Genomic DNA, 23,479 nt, shown 5'->3' with positions numbered 1-23,479 from the left:
GACGTGGCTGCCGGCCGAACCACGCGTTTGCCCGCCTCGGTAAGGTTCGAAGACGTGAACTCTCCCTCCGCAGATGCCGATCGGCGCACCCGGTTGCTCGCCGGCGCCGAGGTCACGCTGCGTGCCCTGTCGGACGTGCTGGCACCGCTCGGTGAGCGTTTCGCCGCTGCCGGTCACGAGCTGTACCTGGTGGGCGGCAGCGTCCGCGACGCCCTGCTCGGCCGCCTCGGTACCGACCTCGACTTCACTACCGACGCGCAACCCACCCGGGTGCAGGAGCTGCTCCACGGCTTCGTCGACCACCAGTGGGATACCGGCATCGATTTCGGGACGGTCAGTGCCGTCAAGGGTGTCGAGCAGATCGAGATCACCACGTTCCGGACCGACGCGTACGACCGCGTCACCCGGCATCCCATCGTCGAATACGGCACCCGGCTCGAGGACGACCTCGTCCGCCGTGATTTCACCGTCAACGCGATGGCGGTGCGGATCGGACCCGGCGGCGTCGGAGAGTTCGTCGACCCGCTCGGCGGAATGGATGCGCTGCTCGCCGGGGTCCTGGACACCCCCGCGTTGCCGCAGGACTCGTTCCACGACGATCCGCTGCGGATGCTGCGCGCGGCCCGGTTCGTCTCGCAGCTCGGCTTCACCCTCACCGAGCGGGTGCACACGGCGATCGAGCAGATGGCCGACGAGATCCTGCGCATCAGCCCCGAGCGGGTGCAGGCCGAACTCGACAAGTTGATCCTCGGCGATCACCCCGTCGACGGCATCGAGTGCATGGTCGAGACGGGACTCGCGGAGCGGGTGCTGCCGGAGATCCCCGCGTTGAAACTCGAGATCGACGAACACCACCAGCACAAGGATGTCTACTGGCATTCGCTGACCGTGCTGCAGCAGGCCATCGGCCTCGAGGACGGTGACCCCGACCCGGTGCTGCGCTGGGCGGCGCTGCTCCACGACATCGGGAAGCCCGGGACCAAACGCAACGAAGCGGGCGGTGGAGTCAGTTTCCACCATCACGAGGTGGTCGGCGCGAAACTCGTGCGCAAACGCATGAAGGCACTGAAGTACTCGAAGCAGATGGTCGAGGACGTCGGACAGCTCGTGTACCTGCACCTGCGGTTCCACGGTTACGGCAAGGGACAGTGGACGGACTCGGCGGTGCGCCGGTACGTGCACGACGCCGGGCATCTGCTGCCGCGGCTGCACAAACTGGTCCGCGCCGACTGCACCACCCGCAACAAGCGCCGCGCGGCCGCGTTGCAGGCGACCTACGACGACCTCGAGAAGCGGATCGTCGCGCTGGCGGAGAAGGAGGACATGGCCAAGGTCCGCCCCGACCTCGACGGGAACGCGATCATGGAGATCCTGGGGATCTCGGCCGGACCGCAGGTCGGTAAGGCCTGGAACTTCCTCAAGGAACTGCGTCTGGACCGCGGCCCGCTCGAACGGGACGAGGCCGAGGCCGAGCTGCGCCGATGGTGGTCCGAGCAGACCGCTGGCTGAGCCGGGCAATCGCGACACTTCGGGACTGTTTCGTCCCCCTCACCCGATCCCCCAGGTTTTCGTGAGCCAGATGTCACGGGGGACTCACCGCTGTTAATGCTCCTGCAACACCGCGTCCGCAGCATGGAACACGGCCGGAATCGGACGGCCGGTTCGGACGAGGGGCGGTGCAATGCGGGGCGACATCACGACGGTGAGGACTGCCTGCTCCTACTGCGGCGTGGGGTGCGGCATGGTGCTCGACGTCGAGACCGACGCGGTGACCGGCACCCGCCGTGTCGTGAAGGCATACGGCGACAAGGACCATCCCGCCAATTTCGGTCGGCTGTGCACGAAGGGCGCCACCAGCGCAGAGATGCTGGTCGCCGGCGGCCGGCTCGAGACCGCGTACCGCCGCGGTGAGCGCGGCGGCGATCCCGTGCCGATTCCGGTGGCGGCGGCGATCACCGAGACCGCACAGCGTCTGAGGAGCATCGTCGACACGCACGGCCCCGACGCGGTGTCGCTGTACGTGTCCGGGCAGATGTCCCTCGAGGCGCAGTACCTGGCGAACAAGCTCGCCAAGGGCTTCATCGGCACCAACCGCATCGAATCGAACTCGCGGCTGTGCATGGCCGGCGCCGGAACCGGCTACAAACAGTCCCTCGGATCGGACGGTCCGCCCGGGTCGTACGAGGACTTCGATCACGCCGACGTGTTCTTCGTGATCGGCGCGAACATGGCCGACTGCCACCCGATCCTCTTCCTGCGCATGATGGACCGCGTCAAGGCCGGTGCGAAGCTCGTCGTCGTCGATCCGCGGCGCACCGCGACCGCCGACAAGGCGAACCTGTTTCTGCAGATCAACCCGGGGACCGACCTTGCACTGCTGAACGGACTGCTGCACCTGATCGTCGAGAACGGGCACGTCGACGAGGAGTTCGTCGCCGAGTTCACCGACGGCTGGGATGCGATGACCGAGTTCCTCGCCGGCTACCGGCCCGCGACGGTGTCGGAGATCACCGGGATCGCCGTGGAGGATCTGCGTACGGCCGCGCGATGGATCGGCGAGGCCGGCGACTGGATGAGTTGCTGGACCATGGGCCTGAACCAGAGCACCCACGGCACCTGGAACACCAACGCCGTCTGCAACCTGCACCTGGCGACGGGGGCGATCTGCCGGACGGGCAGCGGACCGTTCTCGCTGACCGGCCAGCCGAACGCCATGGGCGGTCGCGAGATGGGCTACATGGGGCCGGGCCTGCCGGGGCAGCGCACCGTCCTCGCGGAGGCCGATCGGGAGTTCGTCGAGGACGTCTGGGAGGTCCCGCGCGGCACGCTGAGCACCACCGTCGGCGGCGGCACCGTGGAGATGTTCGAGAAGATGGCGGCCGGCGAGATCAAGGCGTGCTGGATCATCTGCACCAATCCCGTTGCCAGCGTTGCGAACCGGAAAACCGTTCTCGAGGGTCTCGAGAACGCCGAAGTGGTGATCACGCAGGACGTGTTCCTCGAGACCGAGACCAACGCGTACGCCGACATCCTGCTGCCGGGCACGTTGTGGGCCGAGTCCGAGTACGTCGCGGTCAACTCCGAACGTAACCTGACGCTGCTGCAGCAGGCCGTCGACCCGGTCGGCGAGGCGCTGCCGGACTGGGAGATCATCGCGCGGGTCGCGTGCGAGATGGGCTACGCCGAGTCCTTCACCTACGCGGGCGCCGAGGAGATCTTCGAGGAACTCAAGGCGTTCTCGAACCCACGGACCGGGTACGACCTGCGGGGAGTCAGCTACGAGCGGTTGCGCGGCGCGCCGGTGCAGTGGCCGTGCCCGCCGGACGCCGGCAGCGACCGCAACCCGATCCGCTATCTCAACGACGGGACCAGTCGCGCGCTGCTCGTCCGGGAGGACGGCACGGTCCCGCGCCTGGCGTTCGGAACCGACAACGGGCGGGCGGTGTTCTTCCCGCGCCCGCACATGCTGCCCGCCGAGATGCCCGACGACGACCATCCCGTCGTGCTCAACACCGGCCGCGTGCAGCACCAGTGGCACACCCTGACGAAGACCGGGAAGGTCGCCAAGCTCAACAAGCTCGACTCGGGTCCGTTCGTCGAGATCAATCCGGTTGATGCGCAGCGGTATTCGATCACGGACGGGGATCGGGTGGAGATCGCGTCCCGGCGTGGGCGGGCCGTGTTGCCGGCCGTGGTCACCGATCGGGTGCTGCCCGGCACGGCGTTCGCGCCGTTCCACTGGAACGACATCTACGGCGAGTGCCTCGCGATCAACGCGGTGACCAACGATGCGATCGATCCTGCGTCGCAGCAACCCGAATTCAAGGTGTGCGCGGTGTCGCTGACGAAGGTCGCGCCGGCTTCCGAACCGGACCAGCCCGAGGTGCCCTCGGCGGCGGCGGTGGATCGTCTCGCTGCCGCACTCGGTATCGACGAGCAGGCCGTGCCGGTCTTCGACGGCAACGAGCAGGTCTATCTGGCGGGTCTGCTCGCCGGCCTGCGCAACGCACCCGCCGAGGTGGTTCCGGTGCTGCCGGAGTCCGCGCCGTTCCCGCCGGCCAAGCGGGTGTGGCTCGACGGGCTGCTCGCGGGCTTGTTCTCGCATGCTCCCGTCGCGGTTGGATACTCGAATTCTGTTTCTCGACAAGATGATTCGATTCCCCCGATTGTCGTCGCGTGGGCTTCGCAGACGGGCAACGCCGAGGAGTTCGCGCAGCTGTGCGTGGACCGTCTCCGGGCGTCCGGGCGGGCTGCGACGCTCATGGGAATGAACGACCTGGACGTGGCCGCGCTCTCCGGGATCGAGGATCTGCTCGTCATCACCAGCACGTTCGGCGACGGTGACGCCCCGGACAACGGAAGCGCGTTCTGGAAGGCGCTGAGCCGGGAAGACGCGCCGAAACTCCCCGGAACACGTTATGCGGTACTGGCCTTCGGCGACTCCGCCTACGACGACTTCTGCGGTCACGGGCGCCGTATCGACGAGCGGCTCGCCGAACTCGATGCGACCCGCCTGGCCGATCGCGTCGACTGCGAACCCGACTACCAGGATGCCGCGTTCGCGTGGCTCAACGGTGTCGAGGAGATGTTCCGGGGCGGCGCGCCGGGTCCGGGCGTCGCACCGAACGCGGTACGCGGACCCGTGTTCACCCGCAAGTCCCCGCTCGTGACCCGGCTGACCCGCAATGTTCCGCTCAGCGGCGCGAGCTCGTCGAAGGACGTGCGGCAGTTCGGATTCGAACTCTACGACGCAGCCTTCGACTACGAGGCCGGCGACGCCCTCGGGGTGATGCCGACGAACGGCCCAGCGACCGTGGACGAGTGGCTGCAGGTGTCCGCGCTCGACCCGGAATCGCCGATCGAACTCGGCGATATGCCGACGATTCCGTTGCGCGAGGCCGCCACCCGATTCCTCGACATCACCCGCGTGACGAAGGACCTGTTGCGTTTCGTCCAGAAGCAGAGCGACAGCGCGGAATTGGGTAAGCTGCTCCGCCCCGGCAACAAGATCGAACTGCAGCGGTGGCTGTACGGCAGGCAGGCGATGGACGTGATCTCGGAGTTCCCCTTCAAGGCCCCCATCGAGGAGTGGATGCCGGTCCTCACCCGGCTGCAGCCACGCATGTACTCGATCTCGTCGAGCCCGAAGACCGATCCTCGCGAGGTCCAGCTGACCGTCTCGGTGGTGAGGTACGCGTACGAGGGACACGAACGCGCGGGCGTGTGCTCGAGCTTCCTCGCCGACCACAGCAAGGGTGTCGACATCCCGATCTTCGTGCAGCGCAGCCCGCATTTTCGTCCACCGTCCACCGCGGACACCCCGATGATCATGGTCGGGCCGGGCACCGGAATCGCGCCCTTCCGCGCGTTCCTGCACGACCGGCGCGAACTCGGGCACGCCGGCGCGAACTGGCTGTTCTTCGGCGATCAGCGGTCCGAGACCGACTACCTGTACCGCGACGAGATCGAGGCGATGCACTCCGACGGATTCCTGACGAAGCTCGATCTGGCCTTTTCCCGCGATCAGCGGCAGAAGGTGTACGTGCAGGACCGCATGCGGGAACACGGTGCCCGGTTGTGGAAGTGGCTGCAGGACGGCGCGCACTTCTACGTGTGCGGCGACGCGAGCCGGATGGCCAAGGATGTGGATGCGACGCTGCGTGAGGTCGTCCAGACGCACGGTCGCCTCGACGCCGCCGCCGCCGACGAATACGTCGACAAGCTCGCGTCGGACAAGCGGTACGTCCGCGATGTCTACTGACAACCGCATCTACGGGTATATTGTCTGATCTATGGCGCATGTGCGGACAAATGTTCTCGGCGTGCACGTAGACGCGGATCGGCGGCGGCCGTGACTGCCCTCCGGATCCGCGATGCAGCGGCGTTGCTGGGGGTCAGCGACGACACCGTCCGCCGCTGGATCGAGCAGGGCGCACTCGCCGCGGGCAAGGACGAGTCCGGACGCAAGATCGTCGACGGCAAGGTCCTCGCCGAGTTCGTCCGGAACCAGGCCGCCGCCGCCCCGGATCTGCTCGGCGTCGGCAGCTCGGCACGGAACCGGTTCGTGGGCATCGTGACTCGCGTCGTCACCGACACGGTCATGGCTCAGGTCGAGCTGCAGTGCGGACCACACCGGGTCGTCTCGCTGATGAGCACCGAAGCGGTCGACGAGCTCGGTCTCGAGCCGGGCAGTATCGCGGTGGCTGTCGTCAAGGCGACCACCGTCATCGTCGAAACTCCGGGAGGAATATCGTGAATCGTACGAAAGTCGTTGCTGCTCTGGCCGGCACCGTGCTTGTCCTGGCCGCGTGCGGCACGAGCGGCGACTCGACGTCGACCACGACCGCGTCCGCACCGGAGAACGCGGAGACCGTCACCGTGTTCGCCGCGGCGTCACTGAAGGCGACGTTCACCGAACTCGGCACGCTGTTCGAGAGCGCCCACCCGGGTACCACCGTCGAGTTCAACTTCGCGGGGTCGTCCGACCTCGTCGCACAGCTCACCCAGGGTGCGCCCGCCGACGTGTTCGCCTCCGCCGACACCGCGAACATGGACAAGGCAGTCGCAGCCGGAGTTGTCTCCGGCGACCCGGCGAATTTTGCGACCAACACCCTCACCATCGTGACCGAACCCGGAAATCCGAAGGGCATCACGTCGTTCGCCGATCTGGCCGGAACCGGCCTGAGCGTCGTCGTCTGTGCTCCGCAGGTGCCGTGCGGCAACGCGACGACCCGGATCGAAACAGCCACCGGCCTCGACATCACGCCGGTCAGCGAGGAATCGTCGGTGACCGACGTGCTCGGCAAAGTGACCTCCGGACAGGCCGACGCCGGACTCGTATACGTCACCGACGCGAAGGGTGCGGGCGACAAGGTCACCGCGGTGCCGTTTCCGGAGTCGTCCGATGCCGTGAACACCTATCCGGTCGCGCTGCTCGAGGAGTCGCAGAACCCGGAACTGTCGTCGAAGTTCCTGGAATACGTCACCGGTGACGAAGCACGGACGGTCTTCGCGGAAGCCGGTTTCGGGGCGCCGTGACATCGCGGACGGGGACGCCGACCGGCCTGCCGGCCTGGATCTACCTGCCCGCGGCTGTGGGGGGCGTGTTCGTGATCCTGCCCCTGCTGTCGATGGTGCTGGCCGTCGACTGGGCACGGTTCCCCGAGCTCATCACCTCCGAGGCGTCCCTTCAGGCGCTGGCGCTGAGCCTGCGCACCGCGATCGTCAGCACCGCACTGTGTGTCCTGGTCGGGGTCCCGATGGCAGCAGTCCTGGCGCGCAGCACCTTTCGGATCATCCCGGTCCTGCGGTCGCTGGTGCTGCTGCCGCTCGTGCTGCCACCCGTCGTCGGCGGCATCGCCCTGCTCTACACATTCGGCCGGCGCGGGCTGCTCGGCGAGTACTTCGAGGCGTTCGGTCTCCGCATCGCGTTCTCCACCACTGCCGTCGTTCTGGCCCAGACGTTCGTCGCGTTGCCGTTCCTCGTGATGAGCCTCGAGGGTGCGTTGCGCACCGCGGGACGTCGCTACGAGGCCGTCGCCGCGACCCTCGGTGCGCGCCCGACCACCGTGTTCCGGCGGGTGACGTTGCCGCTCGTGCTGCCGGGACTCGCGTCGGGTGCGGTGCTCGCGTTCGCTCGTGCACTCGGTGAATTCGGCGCGACCATCACGTTCGCGGGAAGCCTGCAGGGGGTCACCCGCACCCTGCCGCTCGAGATCTACCTCCAGCGCGAGACCGATCCCGATGCGGCTGTGGCGTTGTCGCTGCTGCTCGTCCTCGTCGCGGTCGTGATCGTGGTCGCCGCGCGCGGACGACGCATCGCAGGTGCGCTGTGAGTGCCCTGCACGTGGAGGCCCGGGTCGAGGCGCGGGGCGTCGATCTGTCCCTGGACGTCGAATCCGGGGGTGCCCTGGCGGTTCTCGGGCCCAACGGCGCCGGGAAATCGACGCTGCTGAATCTGGTTGCCGGGCTGCTGCGCCCCGACACCGGACGCATCGTCCTCGGCGACCGGGTCCTCACCGACACCGGAACGGGTGTCGACGTGCCGCCGCACCGCAGGTCCGTGGCCCTGCTGGCGCAGGAGGCGCTGTTGTTCCCACACCTGACGGCGGTCGGCAACGTGGCGTTCGCGCCGCGCAGCGTCGGCACCGGTCGGCGGCAGGCCCACCGCGAGGCGATGCGTTGGCTCGACGCCGTCGACGCGGCGGAGTTCGCGGATCGTCGTCCGCGCGAGTTGTCGGGTGGACAGGCTCAGCGCGTCGCGATCGCCCGTGCACTCGCCGCACGCCCGCGGCTGCTGATGCTCGACGAACCGATGTCGGCGCTCGATGTCACCGCCGCCCCCGCGATCCGCTCGCTGTTGCGCCGCATTCTGCGTGAGCGCGACCGCACCGCGCTCGTGGTCACCCACGACCCGCTCGATGTGCTCGCTCTGGCCGACCGTGTCGCTGTGATCGACGGCGGCACTGTCGTCGAAACAGGTTCGGTCCGTGAGGTTCTCACCCGCCCGCGGAGCGCGTTCGCGGCCCGCATCGCCGGGGTGAATCTGGTCGCGGGCACCGCCGCCGCCGACGGCCTGGACACCGATCTCGGACCCGTTCACGGCATCCTCGACACGGGTTGCCGCCCCGGCGACCGCGCGGTCGCGGTGTTCTCCCCCGCCGCGGTCGCGGTGTACACCGATGAGCCACACGGCAGCCCCCGCAACAGTTTCCGGGTCACCGTCGCCGACCTCGAGGCCCACGGAGCCACAGTGCTCGTCCGCGCCGCCGGGTCCGGCCTCGCCGCCGAGATCACTGCCGCGGCGGTCGCCGATCTTGTCCTCGAACCCGGCGCTCAGGTGTGGTTCGTCGTCAAGGCCACCGAGATCGGCATCCACCGCTCCGCGTGACTTCGGGCGGTGTTCCCGTCACCCGGTGACGTGGGCGCGCATGAGGTAGACGTTGTAGCTGTCCCACTCCGACATCGTGAAGTACAGGTCGTCGCCGCTCGACCAGGGGTGGATGAATCCCCCGTACGCTTTCGGGTAGTCCGAGGTGCGTACCAGAACGGCCGGGTCGGACCACTGACCCTGCGGGGCGGTGGCCTGGCGGAGCACGATGCTGCCGGCGACCGGGTCGAGGTAGCTCATCTGCCAGCGATCGTGCTCGTCGTCGAAGCGCACCGACAGTTCGGACGCGGCGCCGGCGAACAGCGGTGTCGCGACGTGTTCTGCGGCAGGTACCCAATCGCCTGCGACCCAGTACTGGTACGCGGTCGGATTCAAGAGGTCGGCGGTGGGGACCCGGGCGAGCCCGACGGTGCCGATGCGTCCGTTGGGGGTGCCGAACATGTAGACGTGATCGCCCTGAGGCACCATGGTCGCAACCTGGAACCGCCCGACGCCGAACAGGTTGTCCCAGCGGGCGTGCTGATCCTTCGTCCACGTCTGCCCGTGGTCGTCGGACCAGGCGATGCCGCCGAGGTTCGTGTACCACATGCCGGGGATCGTGCTCCACCGCCGCACCGACATGTAGCTGAGGTACTGACGGTCGCCGATCGCGAATCCCGAGGTGGGGATGACGGTGGTCTCGAAGTTGCGCACGTGCCGCGAATCGAGGATCTCCGCGGCGTGACACGCGCTGTCCTGGACCATCGAATCGATGGTCATGCCGTCGGACAGGTCGGTGTCGGAACTGAACGCGAGGACGTTGCTGCGCCAGTCGCCGCCGACGGCACCCGGCGGCTCCCAGTCGCGGCCGAACGTGTCGCCGAACGCGACGGACACCTCACCGGGCCGCGACTCCCACATGATGCCGAGGTCGGTGCCGTTCACCTGCCAGCGGGCATCGGTGCGATTCTCCGAGCCGGGGCCGGTCAACTGGGACACCAGCGAAACCTCGCCCACCCCGGGCGCGTCGAGGCGCGGGACGGCCGGTTCGGGCTCGACGGGCGGGGCGACGGGCTCCGGAGCAGGCTGCGGCAAGGGAGCCTCGCCACCGGGAACCGGGATCGGGATCGTCTCGGGCTGCGGATCGATCTCGATGCGCGGCAGAACGGAGGAACCGCCGCTCGAACCGCTCGAACCGGTACCTCCCGGCGCACCCCCGATCGGGTCGTCGGGCTGCGCCGCGGTCTCCGGGCACGGGTCCGCGCACGGGTCCGCGGGCAGCGGGGCCTGCGGCACCCGCGTGGTGTCCGGGACGGGTCCCGGAACCTCGACCTGCACGAACTCCGGGTACGGCACCGGCAGCGTCAGGACCTGCGGAATCTCGATCGCCGGTCCACCGGATCCGGGCTTCTCGGCGGCCGGATCGAAACCGGTCTCGCCGCACGAGTTCACCGGACCCGCGCCGTCGGCATTCGCGGGCACCGCGAGCAGCGGCAGCGTCAAGGAGACGAGCGCCAGCGACGTGAGCACCACGCGACGGGACAAGGACGCCTCCTGAGGGAACTGCACTCATGCGCTGAACCAGGAGAACCTAGCAAATCGGGCCCCTCACATCCGGAGGCGGCGCACGGCCAGCACCCCGATGAGCCCGGCCAGGTAGATCCCGACCCCCGCGACCGCGAGACAGGGTGACCGTCCGTCGGGTGCGACGACGACGGCGGCGGCAGCGATCGCGGCCAGGAACGCGATGTTGAACACCGTGTCCTGCAGTGCGAAAACCTGGCCGCGCCGGGCGTCGTCGATCTCGATCTGCATCGCGGCGTCACCCGAGAGCTTGACGACCTGCCCGGCGAGACCGAGCAGGAATGCGGCGACGAGCAGCGCCGCCTGGGTGAGGAGGGTGACGAACACCATTTGCACGACCGCCGCCGCCAGCAGTGCCCCCGTGATCGTGCGGGGCCGGCCGGCCCGGGGCAGGAGGATCGGCGTGACGATCGCGGCCACGAGCATGCCCGCCGCGGTCGCCGCGACCGCGACCCCGAACCCGGCGAGTCCCTCGCCCGCGGAGCCTGTGCCGCGGTCACGCAACACCAGGACCATGATCAAGGTGTTCATGCCGAATACGATGCGGTGGGTGCCGATCCCGATCATGGCGACGGTGACGCCGGGCGCCTGCCAGACCGCGGTGGCGCCGGTGCGCAGTCCGTCGACGACGGATCGGATCGCGCTGCCCGGCAACGTCCCGTCCGGTCCGAGACTGTGCCGCGCGAAGCCGCCCGCGGCCACCGCCGCGACCACGGACCCGGCCGCCCCCAGCGCGACCGCGACTCCCGATCCGGTGTCGCCCGCACCGATGATCCCGATGGTGCTCACCGCGACCGCGGCACCCGCGGCCGACACCCCCGAGCCGACGGTCGCGAGCACGGAATTGACCGGGACGAGCCAGGATTGGGCCACGGTGTGCGGGAGCGACGCGGACACCCCGGCGAGCACGAACCGGCTCACACCGACGGCCGCGAGTGCCAACAGCAGCAGCGTGGTCTCCCCACCGCCGGTGAGCAGCACCGCGGCAGCCGCGAGGATGAACGCGCCGCGCAGCATGTTGGCCCACAGCAGCACGAGGCGTCGATCCCACCGGTCGAGCAGCGCACCGGCGAACGGTCCGACGACGGAGTACGGCAGCAGGAGTACCGCGAATCCGGCGGCGATGGCGGTCGGGTCGGCATGTCGTTCGGGGTTGAACAGGATCGCCCCGCCGAGCGCAGCCTGGAACAGGCCGTCGCCGAACTGGCTCGCGAAGCGGACGAGGGTGAGCCGGGCGAGGTCCGGTGAGTGACGGAGAGCCGTCGCCGTGGATCGCCATGCCTGCCGCTTCGACTCCTGCACGATGACACTATCCCCCGCCCCGGACGCGATGGGTATGTCAGGCTGCCGCTGCCTCGCGCTCACGCCACCATCGCACGGTTTCGGCGGCGGCCGTCGGCAGCGGCGTGGCCGTCACACCCAGCTCGTGCTCGCTGCGCCGGGAGTCCATCACGAACGGGTCGGTGAACTGGTAGAGCATCTCCGCGAGTTCGCGCACGTCGCGGTTGACCAGGCCGCCGCCGCGCAGCAGCCAGGCGGGGATGGTGCCGACCTTCGGTACCGGCACGCCCGCGGCGGCGGCGAACGCGGCGACCATTTCGCGCTGGGTGACGGCCGGTGCGGTGGGTGCGTGCACGACGGTGTTCCACACGGCGGGGGTGCCGGCGGCGGCGATCATCGCGGCGGCCAGGTCCGGCACGTAGGTGAACGAGTGCGGGACGTCGGCCGAGCCGAGCACCCGCGGCGCGCGTCCCGCGAGGATCGTGGGGACCATGCGTTCGCCGGCATGGGCATTGAGCGCGCGGGGGCCGAAGTAGTCGGATGCGACGACACTGACCGTCGGGGTGGTGTGTGCGGCCCGCTCGGCGAGCAGGCGGGTACGGACGCCGCGCTTGCCGGCGGTGGCGTTGCGCGGGGAATCCTCGCGCATGACCCGGTCCGGTTCGCTGTAGGAGTAGAGGCTCTCCGGGAAGACCACGACGGCCCCGGCCTTTCCGGCCGCGTCGAGGACGGCGCGTTCGGCGGCCGGGAGTTCGCGTTCCCAGGTCTCGGCCCGGTAGGCGGAGCCGTGGATGCACAGGTAGACGGCGGTGACGGTGTCGTCGCCGAACGCGGCGGTGAGGGCGTCCGGGTCGGAGACGTCGGTGCGGACGCGTTCGACGAGCGGATGGTCCGGTCCGCTGCCGGAGCGGGTGAGGACGCGGACGCGGTGCCCGCGGTCGGCGAGTTGCCGGGCGACGGTCCAGCCGACGGGTCCGGCACCGCACACGATCTGGAGTTTCGACATGGTGTCCTCGCTCTGCATTCGAATTGTGAGCACTGCTCTCGGTATGGAACGAGCATGCGCCCGCCCGGGGCAAGTGTCAAGAGCACTGCTCACTTTTGTTGACAGTGCTCACGGATGAGGGCAGGCTCGGAGCCATGGCAACGACACCGCGCGCCCGTGCCCGCGCCCAGACGATGGCCGACATCCTGCGCATCGGGCGCGAACATCTCGCCGTGCACGGTGCCGCCGCGCTCTCGCTCCGTGCCGTCGCCCGCGACCTCGGCGTCGTGTCGTCCGCCGTGTACCGCTACGTCGCCAACCGCGACGACCTGCTAACCCTCCTCGTCGTCGACGCCTACGAGGAACTCGGCAACGCCGTCGACAACGCCGTCGCCGTCGTCGACCCGCACGACGCGCTCGGACGTTTCCGCGCGCTCGCCCGCGCCGTCCGGCGATGGGGGCTGCGTGAACCCGCGCGTTACGCCCTGCTGTTCGGTAGTCCCGTCCCCGGCTACCGCGCCCCCGCCGAACGCACCACCGAACCCGGTACCCGGGTCGTGGTCCGACTCGTCGACATCCTCACCGCCGCATACGCGGACGGCATGTTGCGATTGCCCGCCGCGGGCGAGATTCCCGACACCCTGCACACCGACCTCGACCGGATCCGCACCGAAACCGGCACCGATCTCCCCGATGCGGCACTGGCCCGCGGTGTCCTGCTGTGGTCGGCGCTGTTCGGCGCGGTGAGTTTCGAGGTGTTCGGGCAGTACGGCGAGAACACCTTCAGCGCCCCCGACGACCTCTTCGAACACCATCTCGCGATCCTCGCCGAGACGGCCGGACTCGGGGCCGCACCGACAGATCGTGAGTGGGGCTTACGGGCGCCGGAGTGACGACAGTGGGATGATGTCCCGGTGGCGCAACACCAGGACGAACCCGAGGACCGAACGGCAGCAGCGCCGAACGTGCGGGCCGGGAGCCTTCTGGTGTCGGCCACCGACCTCGCCGAACCCACCTTCCGTCGAACCGTCGTCTACATCGTCGAGCACAACGACTCGGGCAGTTTCGGTGTCGTGCTGAACCGTCTGAGCGACACCGCTGTCGGTGCGGTGCTGCCCGCCTGGGCACCCGTCTCCGCCGAACCGAAGGCCCTGTTCGTCGGCGGCCCGGTCCGGCGCGACTCGGCGCTCTGCCTCGGCACCCTCCGTCCCGGGGTCTCCGCGGCCGGCGTACCCGGGCTACGCCGTATCGACGGACGTGTCGTCATGATCGACCTCGACTCCGACCCGCACGTCGTCGGACCGCTCGTCGAGGGGGTCCGGATCTTCGCCGGCTACGCGGGATGGAGCGCCGGCCAACTCGACGGGGAACTGAAGAACCGCGACTGGATGGTCCTGTCCGCCCTGCCGCAGGACCTGCTCGCGCCGGCCGGCCCGGACCTGTGGGCTCGCGTCCTGCGACGCCAGCCGTTGCCTCTCGCACTGCTCGCGACGCACCCGATCGAGGTCGAACGCAACTGAGTCCGGTGTGCCTTCCGGCCCCCGGAGGGCCGATACGGCACACCAGTTGTCAGTGCGCGAAATGCTTTTCCGTCGAGTGCTTTCCGGGCCCCCGGCTGCGCAGTTCGGCGCACACCTCCACGAGGTCCACGTGCAGCATCCGGGCCAGGTCGGCGCTGAACCCCTCGCGCACGACGATCCGCAGTACGGCGACGTCCTCGGCGTCCGCGGGCATCGTGTACGCCGGAACCTGCCAGCCGCGGGCCCGCAGTTCGTGTGAGACGTCGAAGACCGTGAAGCCCGGGTCGCCGGTCAATTCGAAGGCCAGCACCGGAATCGCCCTGCCGTCGGTGATCACGTTCATGCCCTCGATCTCGGCGATCTGCTGGGAAAGCCGGAGCGCGGTGGACCGCAGGGTGCTCATCACCCGCTGATAACCGGCGTGGCCGAGCCGCAGGAAGTTGTAGTACTGGCCGACGATCTGATTGCCGGGCCGCGAGAAGTTCAGGGTGAAGGTCGGCATGTCGCCACCGAGATAGTTGACCCGGAAGACGAGGTCCTCGGGCAGGGCTTCGCGGTCGCGCCACACCACGAAGCCGATCCCGGGATAGGTCAGGCCGTACTTGTGTCCGCTGACGTTGATCGACGCGACGCGCGGTACCCGGAAGTCCCATTCCAGCTCGGGATGCAGGAAGGGCACCACGAATCCGCCGCTGGCCGCGTCGACGTGCAGCGGCACATCCGGCCCACCCGACGCAGCGACCTCGTCGAGGACCCCGGAGATCTCCGCCACCGGTTCCAGTTCGCCGGTGTACGTGGTGCCGAGGATCGCGACGACGCCGATCGTGTTGTCGTCCACCGCCTCCCGTACCTGCTGCGGTGTGATCGAATAGCGGCCCCGTTCCATCGGCAGGTACTTCGGTTCCACGTCGAAGTACCGGCAGAATTTCTCCCAGACCACCTGAACATTGCTCCCCAGAACAAGATTCGGACGGGACGCGTCCCGCCCGGCAGCCTCGCGACGCTGCCGCCAGCGCCACTTGAGGGCGAGCCCGGCGAGCATCACCGCCTCGCTCGAGCCGATCGTCGACACTCCCGTGGCCGAGGACGGGTCGAACTCCGTGAGCCCCGGCGCGTTGAACAGGTCCGCCACCATCGCCACGCAGCGTTCCTCGATCGCCGCGGTCGACGGGTACTCGTCCTTGTCGATGAGGTTCTTGTCGAAGGTCTCCGCCATGAGACGACCCGCCTCCGGCTCCATCCAGGTCGTGACGAAGGTCGCGAGGTTGAGCCGGGAACTGCCGTCGAGCATGAGTTCGTCGTGGATGAACCGGTACACCGCGCCCGGGTCCATCGATCCCTGAGGAAGTATCGCCGCGGGAACCGGGTCGGTGTCGAGGCGGCTCGTATACGCGGGCGCGAGAACCCCGTCGGGGTGCGATCGTTTCCGATGACTCACTGGAACCTCCGAGGGTCCGGTCGACTGTGCTCCATGGAAATCCGTGTCCCATTGAACCGGAGCCGCCCGGCCGCCGTGCGCTGTTTCCACGGCTCGATCCGTGCCGGGTCAGCGGGCGCGGGCGTCGGCGAGGCTGTTGAGTGCCCCGGCCATCTCCTGTGCCCGGTCGGTGGTCACGGTGAACTCCTGACCGCCCGCGGTGGTGAATACCAGGGCCGGGCCGGTGTTCGTGACCAGCCCGTACCGGCCGCGGCCCTTGGCCCGCAGCCCCCAGCCACCCCAGTCCTGGAACGGCCGGGTCTCGGTGACCTTCGCGCCGATCATCTCGTCGAGGTGGTACTCGACCGCGGTCATGCCCAGGTTGCGGACGCGGACACCGGACTCGTCGACGGTCACGCGGAACCGCAGCAGGCTCAGCACCAGCACGCCGACCGGAAGGAAGACTGCGAGCGGCCACCAGGATCCGGTGGCGCCGCACACGATCACGACCGGGCCCAGCAACACCAGTGCCAGCACGGCCGTGGTGCGCGTGCCCGTCCCGACCTGGTCGACGATCGGCAGTTCCACGCGGCCGCGGGGAAGCCGCGCATCCGGAGCACCGGTCGCCGGCACCCGTTCCCGGTAGTCCCGCAGCAGCGCAGCGCCCACGAATCCGGCCGCGATCCCGATCAGGACGCCCAGCCCGACCGGCCACATCGGCAGCCGCGCCTGTGCCGCGTCGGACAGGTCCAGCTGCGCCGCCAGCATCGTCAGGTGGAGAGTGGCCAGCAGCCCGGTGACGCCCAGCCCGACGACGAGCATGTACCGCCGCATCATCAGCATGGCTTGCGCGAGCGCCGCGATCGCGCTGCATCCTCCGCCGATCAGAACGATGACCAGGGCCATCGCCCATGCGCTCGACATCGGCGCGGAGAACCCGACCGGATCCGGCCCGGACCAGTGCGTCGCGATCTCGGCGGGCAGGCGGGGCTCCCACACGACGGTGAGCAGCACCGCGGCCACGGCGGTGGCGATCGGAAGGGCGATACCGAACAGGGCACCGGCGGGATCGATGATGCGGCGGGTCGTCACCGCCCCAGCGTAGGGACTGCCCGACGATCCGCGGCGGCGTCCGGGTGGTGGGTCGTCAGGCGGTGGGTTCGCAGGCGCCGCGCAGGCTGCACGCGCCGCAGGAGGTGCCGCAGCCCTCGGTCTCCTCGGGCTTGGTGGCGGCGGCCACACGTGCCGCGATGGATCCGCCGGCCCCGGCCGTGACGAGCGCCGCGACGATCGTCACGACAACGGCGATCACACCCGCGACGGTCGGCAGCGTCAGCGCAGCCACACCTCCGGCGACGAGCAGCACCGCGGCACCGAGCACGCTGGGGGCCGCGACCTTGTTGGCCAGCGCGAACGTCTCGTCGTCGCGCAGGGTGTCGGCGGTGCGGACACCCGCCCAGCGGTTCCGCTCGAGCCGTCCGGTGAGCCCGGCGACGGCGACGGCACCGACAACGAGGGCGAGTACGAACAGCACGATGGCGACGATCAGCACGGCGACCAGGATACCGCCGGACGCAGCCGCCGGTCCGGTCGGGTTCGGCCACGTTCTACCCTGGTCGGAGGTAACAGACGCCAGCCAAGTAGATAGCGACCGCCGTGACTCGTCCTGATCAGACTTCCCCTCCGTCGTCCGACGCCACCCCGCAGCATCGGTACACCGCCGAGCTCGCCGGGCGGATCGAGCAGCGCTGGCAGGAGCTGTGGCGTGACCGCGGCACGTTCGACGCGCCGAACCCGGTCGGTCCGCTGGCCGGCGAGGTGCCCGCCGACAAGCTGTTCGTGCAGGACATGTTCCCCTACCCGTCCGGTGCCGGCCTGCACGTCGGGCATCCGCTCGGCTACATCGCCACCGACGTGTACGCGCGCTACCACCGCATGCTGGGCCACAACGTCCTGCACACCCTCGGGTACGACGCGTTCGGGCTGCCCGCCGAGCAGTACGCCGTGCAGACGGGCACGCATCCGCGGACCACGACCGAGGCGAACATCGCGAACATGAAGCGGCAGCTGCACCGTCTCGGGCTCGGCCACGACGAGCGTCGTGCCGTCGCGACCACCGACGTGGACTTCTACCACTGGACGCAGTGGATCTTCCTGACCATCTACAACGCGTGGTACGACCCGCAGGCCGGCAAGGCCCGCCGCATCTCGGAACTCGAGTCCGAACTCGAGTCCGGCGTCCGCACCCTCGACGACGGCCGCGACTGGGCCGGTCTGCCGGATGCCGACAAGCAGGCCGCCCTCGACGGCTACCGCCTGGTGTACCGCTCGGATTCGCTGGTCAACTGGTGCCCCGGCCTGGGCACGGTGCTCGCGAACGAGGAGGTCACCGCGGACGGCCGGTCCGAGCGCGGCAACTTCCCGGTGTTCCGGAAGAACCTGCGGCAGTGGATGATGCGCATCACCGCGTATTCCGACCGGCTCATCGACGATCTCGAGTACCTGGACTGGCCCGACAAGGTCAAGACGATGCAGCGCAACTGGATCGGCCGCAGCCACGGCGCCCAGGTGAAATTCCGTGTCGCCGGTCACGATTCGGAGGTGGAGGTCTTCACGACCCGACCCGACACGCTGTTCGGCGCCAGCTACGTCACGCTCGCCCCCGAGCACGCCCTGGTCGACGAGATCGTCGGCGCCGCGTGGCCCGAGGGCGTCGACGAGCGCTGGACCGGTGGCGCCGCCACCCCCGCCGAGGCCGTCGCCGGATACCGCGCGTCGATCGCGGCCAAGTCGGACCTGGAGCGGCAGGAAAGCAAGGAGAAGACCGGCGTCTTCCTCGGCGCGTACGCCGTCAACCCGGTCAACGGCGAGAAGCTGCCGGTGTTCATCGCCGACTACGTGCTCACCGGCTACGGCACCGGCGCGATCATGGCCGTGCCCGGCCACGACCAGCGCGACTGGGAGTTCGCAACCGCGTTCGGCCTGCCGATCCGCGAGGTCATCTCCGGTGGTGACATCACCGCCGAGGCGTACACCGGCGACGGCGCGCTGGTGAACTCGGACTACCTGAACGGGCTCGACGTCGCGGACGCGAAGAAGACGATCGTCGCGAAGCTCGAGGAGTCCGGTTCCGGCACCGGCACCATCCAGTACAAGCTGCGCGACTGGCTGTTCGCACGGCAGCGCTACTGGGGCGAACCCTTCCCGATCGTGTACTCCGCCGACGGACGCCCGCATCCGCTGCCGGAATCGATGCTGCCCGTGGAACTTCCGGATGTGAAGGACTACGCGCCCGTGTCGTTCGACCCGGATGACGCCGCGTCGGAGCCGTCGCCGCCGCTCGCGAAGGCCACCGAGTGGGTCGAGGTGGACCTCGATCTCGGTGACGGCCTGCAGCGCTACACCCGCGACACGAACGTCATGCCGCAGTGGGCGGGCAGCTCGTGGTACCAGCTGCGTTACATCGACCCCACCAACCCGGAAGAGTTCTGCGCCAAGGAGAACGAGGCCTACTGGACCGGTCCGCGTCCGGAGATCCACGGCCCCAACGACCCCGGCGGTGTGGATCTGTACGTCGGCGGTGTCGAGCACGCCGTGCTGCACCTGCTGTACGCGCGGTTCTGGCACAAGGTGCTGTTCGACCTCGGCTACGTCACCTCCTCGGAGCCGTACCGGCGCCTGTTCAATCAGGGCTACATCCAGGCGTACGCCTACACCGACGCGCGCGGCGTCTACGTTCCCGCCGACGAGGTCGAAGAGCGCGACGGCGCGTACTTCCACAATGGCGAACAGGTCAACCGCGAGTACGGGAAGATGGGCAAGTCCCTGAAGAATTCCGTTGCGCCGGATGAGATCTGCGACGACTTCGGCGCCGACACGCTGCGTGTGTACGAGATGTCGATGGGTCCGCTCGACCAGTCCCGCCCGTGGGCGACCAAGGACGTCGTCGGTGCTCACCGCTTCCTGCAGCGCGTGTGGCGCGTCGCGGTCGACGAGGAGAGCGGCGCGCTGCGCGTCACCGACGCCGACCCCGCGGAGGACACGCTGCGGGCCCTGAACCGGACCATCGAGGGTGTGTCCGACGACTACGCGCACCTGCGGGACAACACCGCGATCGCGAAGCTCATCGAGTACACCAACCACCTCACCAAGACGTACCCGGACGGGGCGCCGCGGGCCGCGGTCGAGCCGCTGGTCTCGATGCTCGCGCCGGTGGCGCCGCACCTCGCGGAGGAGTTGTGGTCGCGGCTCGGGCACACCGAGTCGCTCGCGCACGGCCCGTTCCCGGTCGTCGACGAGAAGTGGCTCGTCGAGGACAGCGTCGAGTACCCGATCCAGGTCAACGGCAAGGTGCGCAGCCGCATCACGGTGCCCGCCGACGCCAAGCCCGACGCGATCGAGGCGGCGGCGCTGGCGGACGAGAAGATCGTCGAGCTGCTCGCCGGTGCCGCGCCGCGCAAGGTGATCGTGGTGCCCGGCAAGATGATCAACGTGGTGCGCTGACCCGAGCGTCGCGCGATGGCGTTCTGCCGGATCAGTTCCGTTCCGGCAGAACGCTGTTCACGAAATCGAGGACGTCCCCGAGGACCTCGTCACGGTTGGTCTCGTTGAAGATCTCGTGGCGCGCACCGGTGTACACCCCGGCGCGCGCGTGGGCGCCCGACAGGGTGGACCAGCCCTGCACGGTGCCCTCGATCGGTACGAGTCCGTCGTCCGAGCCGTGCAGCCACAGCACCGGGACGGAGTCCACCGGTCCGGCGGCCGAGATCGTGCCGAGGCAGTCCTTCAGCGCCTGCACCGTAGGGCGCTTGAACGGACCGTGCCACACGAACGGGTCGGCGACGTAGGCGCGTCCCACCGCGGGGTCGCGCGAGAGCGTATCGGGATCGATCGGAGCGTCCGGGATCTCGTCGGCGGCAAGCAGGGCGTCGACCGCGGCCCAGGTGCCGAGCACCGGCGCGGACAGGACGACCGCGGCGAGGCTCTCGCCGTACCGCTGTGCGTAGCGGGCGGCGATCATCCCGCCCATCGAATGCCCGACGAGCACGACCGGCAGGTCCGGATTGTCGCGTCGTGCGGTCAGGTCGAGCAGATGGAAGTCCTCGACGACCTTCTCGAAGTCCTCGACGAGGACGCGTTCGCCGTCGCTGAGCCCGTGCCCGACGTGGTCGATCGCGTAGACGACGGCGCCGTCGGCGACGAACCGGGTCGCGACGTACTCGTACCGTCCGGTGTGCTCGCCGTAGCCGTGGCACAGCAGCGCGATGTAGCGCGGGTTCTCGCAGGGCCAGCGGCGGCCGGCCAGTGCTCCGGCGTGACCGTCGAGCGTGAACGCGGTCGTCTCGTCCATCGGGACTCCTCTCGGTGCGTTGCTCCCGTGTCAGCCAAGCACTCCGCGCGGCGGGGTGGAGCCGATTCGCCGGGGGATCTGGTCTGTCGGGCCGGGGGACACTAGTCTTTCTGATCTAGAACGTGTTCTATTCGAGGAGGCATTTCCATGGCACCGTCCAGCGAGGCGATCCGCACCACCGTCGAGAACTACATCCGTTCGGTCGCGAAGGGAACGACCGACGATGTCCTGGCCCTCTACGCGCCGGGCGCGACCGTCGAGGATCCGGTCGGCACCGAGCCGCGCACCACCGAGGAGGCATTGCGCGAGTTCTACGGCGTTATCGAGCCGCTCACGCAGACCGGCGAACTGCTCACCCTCAAGATCGCTGCGAGCAACGCCGCGTTCCTGTTCCGCCTTACCACCCACCTCGGTGAGCAGAACCTCGTGATGGAGGTCGTCGACGTCATGACCTTCGACGACGACGCGAAGATCACCTCGATGAAGGCGTACTGGAGCCAGGACGACATGGTCACGGTGCCCGCGTCCTGATGCGCAACTCCGCCGTCGAGGTCGATGGTTTCACGTGGAACATTGCGGAAGCCGGTGACGCGGACCGGCCCGCCGTCGTCCTGTGCCACGGTTTCCCCGGTCTCGGCTACAGCTTTCGGCACCAGCTGAGGGCACTCGCCGCCGCCGGCTACCGCGCGATCGCGCCGGACATGCCCGGCTACGGGGGCACCGATCGACCGGCCTCGATCGGTGAGTACACCAACATCGCGGTCGCCGATCGGCTTGTCCGCCTGCTCGACGCACTCGGCATCGACAGGGCCGTCCTGGTCGGGCACGACTTCGGGGCACCCGCCACGTGGACCGTCGCACGGCGTCACCGCCGCCGCGTCGCGGGGCTGGTCCTGCTCGCCGTGCCGTACGCTCCCGACCGGCTGCCCGCGCGACCCACCGAGCTGTACGCGGCGATGGCCCGCCGGCACTTCCTGCACCTGCACTACTTCCAGGAGCCGGGCGTCGCGGAACGCGAACTCGACGCGCGGCCGCGCGAATTTCTGCAGCGGCTGTTCCACGCGCTCTCCGGCGAATTCCGGTATCTCGACATCTGGCGGCACCCGTCGGACGGAAACGGCTACCTCGACGTCTTGCCCGACGCGCCGGAACTACCGTGGGACTGGCTGAGCGAGGACGAACTCGACCACTACGCACGGGTGTTCGCGCGAACCGGATTCGGGGGTGGCCTGTCCTGGTACCGCGCGTACGACGCCAACTGGGAATCGTCCGCCGGAGACGAGGACGCACGGCTCGAGGTTCCGACTCTGTTCGTCGCGGGCGCCAACGACCCCGTCATCACGATGGCGGGGCCGAACGCCCTCGAGCGCATGAAACAGACCGTCCCCGACCTGCGCGGCGTGCACCTGCTCGCCGGCGCCGGCCACTTCGTGCAGATGGAACGGGCCCGTCGGGTCGACGAACTGCTCGTCGAGTTCGCGGCGGAGGTGTTCACGGCATAGCCGGTCTGGGTCCACCGCGTCGACCGCGAGCGGTTCGGCGAATCCACCAACCTCACCGGTAGCCCGTCCTACTATGTGCGGGTGGCCACCGATGCCGCCGCGCGCGGATTCGGAATGGTGCTCGTGCTGACCGCGCTCGTGGTGAGTGGATGTTCGTCGGGTGGTTCCGCGCGAACCGACCCGGTGCGACTCGAGGTCGCGACCGCGCAGGACCAGTACCCCTGGACCGGACTACTGCTTCCGGCCCAGGTCCCGGTCGTGGTGCCGCCACCCGGCGATGCGGACGTCTCCGGCACCGGCGATCCGGTCGCCGTGACGGACGACGGCACCGCCGCGGTCGCGGGCGACCGCACCGCGCTCTACGGTGGCAGCCTCAACCGTGAACTGTGCGACCGGCAGGAACTCGTCGACACCCTCGAGCAGGATCCCGCGAAGATCGAAGCGTGGCTCGGTGTCCTGAAGGTCATCGACGCGCGCGAATACGTCCGCAAGCTGACGCCGGTGCTACTGCGCGCGGACACCCGCGTCACCATGCATGAGTACCGCAGCGGCAACGTCGTCGCGGTGCAGTCGGTTCTCGAGTCGGGCACCGTCGTGCTCGTCGACGATCGCGGCACCCCGAAGGTGCGATGCGCGCGCGGCACGCCGCTGACGGCCCCGGTGCTGACACCGGCTCCGGATCTGACGGGCGACGGCTGGGACGGACTGGACCCGGAGCGGCTGTTCGTCGTGCAGCCCGCGGCGACCTCGGTGCCGCAGCTGACGGTCGTGGACATCTCGACCGGCGCTCTGCTGCCGGTCCCGATCGGGGCTGGACCGCAGCAACCGGCACCCGCGCCGCCCCCGGAGGCCGCAGTCGCGAGCCCCGCGCCGCGTCCGGACAACCGGGCACCCGAGGGAACTGCCCCCGCGCCGCGCCCGCAGTCCCAGGCACCGGCCCCGCCGCCTCCCCCACCGCCGCCGCCGGAACC

General features: G+C 69.3%; 19 protein-coding genes. 12 read left to right on the top strand and 7 right to left on the bottom strand.

The annotated features are described in order from the left end of the window. Positions 1 to 54: 54 nt before the first annotated feature. From RZ1_RS02255 to RZ1_RS02230, 6 genes are all read left to right on the top strand, one after another. The gene (locus tag RZ1_RS02255; protein WP_072808879.1) at positions 55 to 1,509 is read left to right on the top strand and encodes a CCA tRNA nucleotidyltransferase; all 1,455 of its coding nucleotides are present in this window, start codon (positions 55 to 57) and stop codon (positions 1,507 to 1,509) included. Between the two features lie 172 nt (positions 1,510 to 1,681). Further along, on the top strand, positions 1,682 to 5,761 hold the full coding sequence (locus RZ1_RS02250; protein ID WP_072808877.1) for a bifunctional nitrate reductase/sulfite reductase flavoprotein subunit alpha: 4,080 nt from the start codon (positions 1,682 to 1,684) through the stop codon (positions 5,759 to 5,761). 90 nt (positions 5,762 to 5,851) lie between these two features. Beyond that, the gene (locus RZ1_RS02245; protein WP_072808876.1) at positions 5,852 to 6,256 is read left to right on the top strand and encodes a TOBE domain-containing protein; all 405 of its coding nucleotides are present in this window, start codon (positions 5,852 to 5,854) and stop codon (positions 6,254 to 6,256) included. Continuing rightward, the gene (modA, locus tag RZ1_RS02240) at positions 6,250 to 7,038 is read left to right on the top strand and encodes a molybdate ABC transporter substrate-binding protein (RefSeq protein WP_072809130.1); all 789 of its coding nucleotides are present in this window, start codon (positions 6,250 to 6,252) and stop codon (positions 7,036 to 7,038) included. The genes RZ1_RS02245 and modA overlap by 7 nt, the downstream gene beginning before the upstream one ends. Next, positions 7,035 to 7,835 (top strand): ABC transporter permease, encoded by an 801-nt coding sequence (locus RZ1_RS02235; RefSeq protein ID WP_072808874.1) that lies wholly within the window; start codon positions 7,035 to 7,037, stop codon positions 7,833 to 7,835. The genes modA and RZ1_RS02235 overlap by 4 nt, the downstream gene beginning before the upstream one ends. Then, on the top strand, positions 7,832 to 8,890 hold the full coding sequence (locus RZ1_RS02230; protein WP_072808872.1) for a sulfate/molybdate ABC transporter ATP-binding protein: 1,059 nt from the start codon (positions 7,832 to 7,834) through the stop codon (positions 8,888 to 8,890). The genes RZ1_RS02235 and RZ1_RS02230 overlap by 4 nt, the downstream gene beginning before the upstream one ends. An 18-nt stretch (positions 8,891 to 8,908) precedes the next feature. Here the strand turns inward: RZ1_RS02230 and RZ1_RS02225 are convergent, their stop codons facing one another. From RZ1_RS02225 to RZ1_RS02215, 3 genes are all read right to left on the bottom strand, one after another. After that, positions 8,909 to 10,414: a glycoside hydrolase family 183 protein gene (locus tag RZ1_RS02225; RefSeq protein WP_072809129.1), complete on the bottom strand. Its 1,506-nt coding sequence runs from the start codon at positions 10,412 to 10,414 to the stop codon at positions 8,909 to 8,911. 63 nt (positions 10,415 to 10,477) lie between these two features. Further along, a complete protein-coding gene (locus RZ1_RS02220; protein WP_072809127.1) occupies positions 10,478 to 11,755 on the bottom strand; it encodes an MFS transporter in 1,278 nt (425 codons plus the stop codon). 37 nt (positions 11,756 to 11,792) lie between these two features. Further along, on the bottom strand, positions 11,793 to 12,740 hold the full coding sequence (locus tag RZ1_RS02215; protein ID WP_072809126.1) for an NAD-dependent epimerase/dehydratase family protein: 948 nt from the start codon (positions 12,738 to 12,740) through the stop codon (positions 11,793 to 11,795). Positions 12,741 to 12,874: 134 nt separating this feature from the next. Here RZ1_RS02215 and RZ1_RS02210 point away from each other — a divergent pair, with 134 nt between their 5' ends. Further along, positions 12,875 to 13,612 carry a TetR/AcrR family transcriptional regulator gene (locus tag RZ1_RS02210; protein ID WP_072808870.1) on the top strand — a complete coding sequence of 246 codons (738 nt, stop codon included), beginning with the start codon at positions 12,875 to 12,877 and terminating at the stop codon, positions 13,610 to 13,612. A gap of 21 nt (positions 13,613 to 13,633) precedes the next feature. Further along, positions 13,634 to 14,239 carry a YqgE/AlgH family protein gene (locus tag RZ1_RS02205; protein ID WP_072808868.1) on the top strand — a complete coding sequence of 202 codons (606 nt, stop codon included), beginning with the start codon at positions 13,634 to 13,636 and terminating at the stop codon, positions 14,237 to 14,239. 49 nt (positions 14,240 to 14,288) lie between these two features. Here the strand turns inward: RZ1_RS02205 and gad are convergent, their stop codons facing one another. The 3 genes from gad to RZ1_RS02190 all read right to left on the bottom strand — a co-directional run bounded on the left by gad (position 14,289) and on the right by RZ1_RS02190 (position 17,208). Next, positions 14,289 to 15,677, bottom strand: coding sequence for a glutamate decarboxylase (gene gad, locus RZ1_RS02200; RefSeq protein WP_072808866.1), 1,389 nt, complete (start codon positions 15,675 to 15,677; stop codon positions 14,289 to 14,291). Positions 15,678 to 15,785: 108 nt separating this feature from the next. Continuing rightward, on the bottom strand, positions 15,786 to 16,748 hold the full coding sequence (locus tag RZ1_RS02195; protein WP_072808865.1) for a DUF1648 domain-containing protein: 963 nt from the start codon (positions 16,746 to 16,748) through the stop codon (positions 15,786 to 15,788). A gap of 55 nt (positions 16,749 to 16,803) precedes the next feature. Then, positions 16,804 to 17,208 carry an SdpI family protein gene (locus RZ1_RS02190; protein ID WP_072808863.1) on the bottom strand — a complete coding sequence of 135 codons (405 nt, stop codon included), beginning with the start codon at positions 17,206 to 17,208 and terminating at the stop codon, positions 16,804 to 16,806. 104 nt (positions 17,209 to 17,312) lie between these two features. Between RZ1_RS02190 and leuS the strand changes: the two genes are divergently transcribed. Continuing rightward, entirely contained in the window at positions 17,313 to 20,159 is a 2,847-nt protein-coding gene (gene leuS, locus RZ1_RS02185; protein WP_072808861.1) for a leucine--tRNA ligase, read from the top strand. A 31-nt stretch (positions 20,160 to 20,190) separates the two neighbouring features. Here the strand turns inward: leuS and RZ1_RS02180 are convergent, their stop codons facing one another. Continuing rightward, on the bottom strand, positions 20,191 to 21,006 hold the full coding sequence (locus RZ1_RS02180) for an alpha/beta hydrolase (RefSeq protein WP_072808859.1): 816 nt from the start codon (positions 21,004 to 21,006) through the stop codon (positions 20,191 to 20,193). 147 nt (positions 21,007 to 21,153) lie between these two features. Here RZ1_RS02180 and RZ1_RS02175 point away from each other — a divergent pair, with 147 nt between their 5' ends. The 3 genes from RZ1_RS02175 to RZ1_RS02165 form a co-directional block, all read left to right on the top strand. Continuing rightward, positions 21,154 to 21,537, top strand: coding sequence for a nuclear transport factor 2 family protein (locus RZ1_RS02175; RefSeq protein WP_072808857.1), 384 nt, complete (start codon positions 21,154 to 21,156; stop codon positions 21,535 to 21,537). Then, positions 21,537 to 22,508 carry an alpha/beta fold hydrolase gene (locus RZ1_RS02170; RefSeq protein WP_072808855.1) on the top strand — a complete coding sequence of 324 codons (972 nt, stop codon included), beginning with the start codon at positions 21,537 to 21,539 and terminating at the stop codon, positions 22,506 to 22,508. The genes RZ1_RS02175 and RZ1_RS02170 overlap by 1 nt, the downstream gene beginning before the upstream one ends. Positions 22,509 to 22,589: 81 nt before the next feature. Then, positions 22,590 to 23,479: DUF6777 domain-containing protein (locus RZ1_RS02165; protein WP_072808853.1), on the top strand; the 890-nt coding region annotated here is incomplete at its 3' end.

This window comes from Rhodococcus zopfii NBRC 100606 = JCM 9919, from assembly GCF_001895025.1.
GTDB lineage: Bacteria > Actinomycetota > Actinomycetes > Mycobacteriales > Mycobacteriaceae > Rhodococcus > Rhodococcus zopfii.
Note: the sequence above shows the minus strand (reverse complement) of the source record. Positions and strands in the feature narration are given on the sequence as shown.

Coding starts and splice junctions, on each gene's coding strand:
- RZ1_RS02250 (WP_072808877.1), top strand. CDS start 1,682: ATGCGGGGCGACATCACGACGGTGAGGACTGCCTGCTCCTACTGCGGC.
- RZ1_RS02215 (WP_072809126.1), bottom strand. CDS start 12,740: ATGTCGAAACTCCAGATCGTGTGCGGTGCCGGACCCGTCGGCTGGACC.
- RZ1_RS02210 (WP_072808870.1), top strand. CDS start 12,875: ATGGCAACGACACCGCGCGCCCGTGCCCGCGCCCAGACGATGGCCGAC.
- RZ1_RS02180 (WP_072808859.1), bottom strand. CDS start 21,006: ATGGACGAGACGACCGCGTTCACGCTCGACGGTCACGCCGGAGCACTG.
- RZ1_RS02175 (WP_072808857.1), top strand. CDS start 21,154: ATGGCACCGTCCAGCGAGGCGATCCGCACCACCGTCGAGAACTACATC.
- RZ1_RS02170 (WP_072808855.1), top strand. CDS start 21,537: ATGCGCAACTCCGCCGTCGAGGTCGATGGTTTCACGTGGAACATTGCG.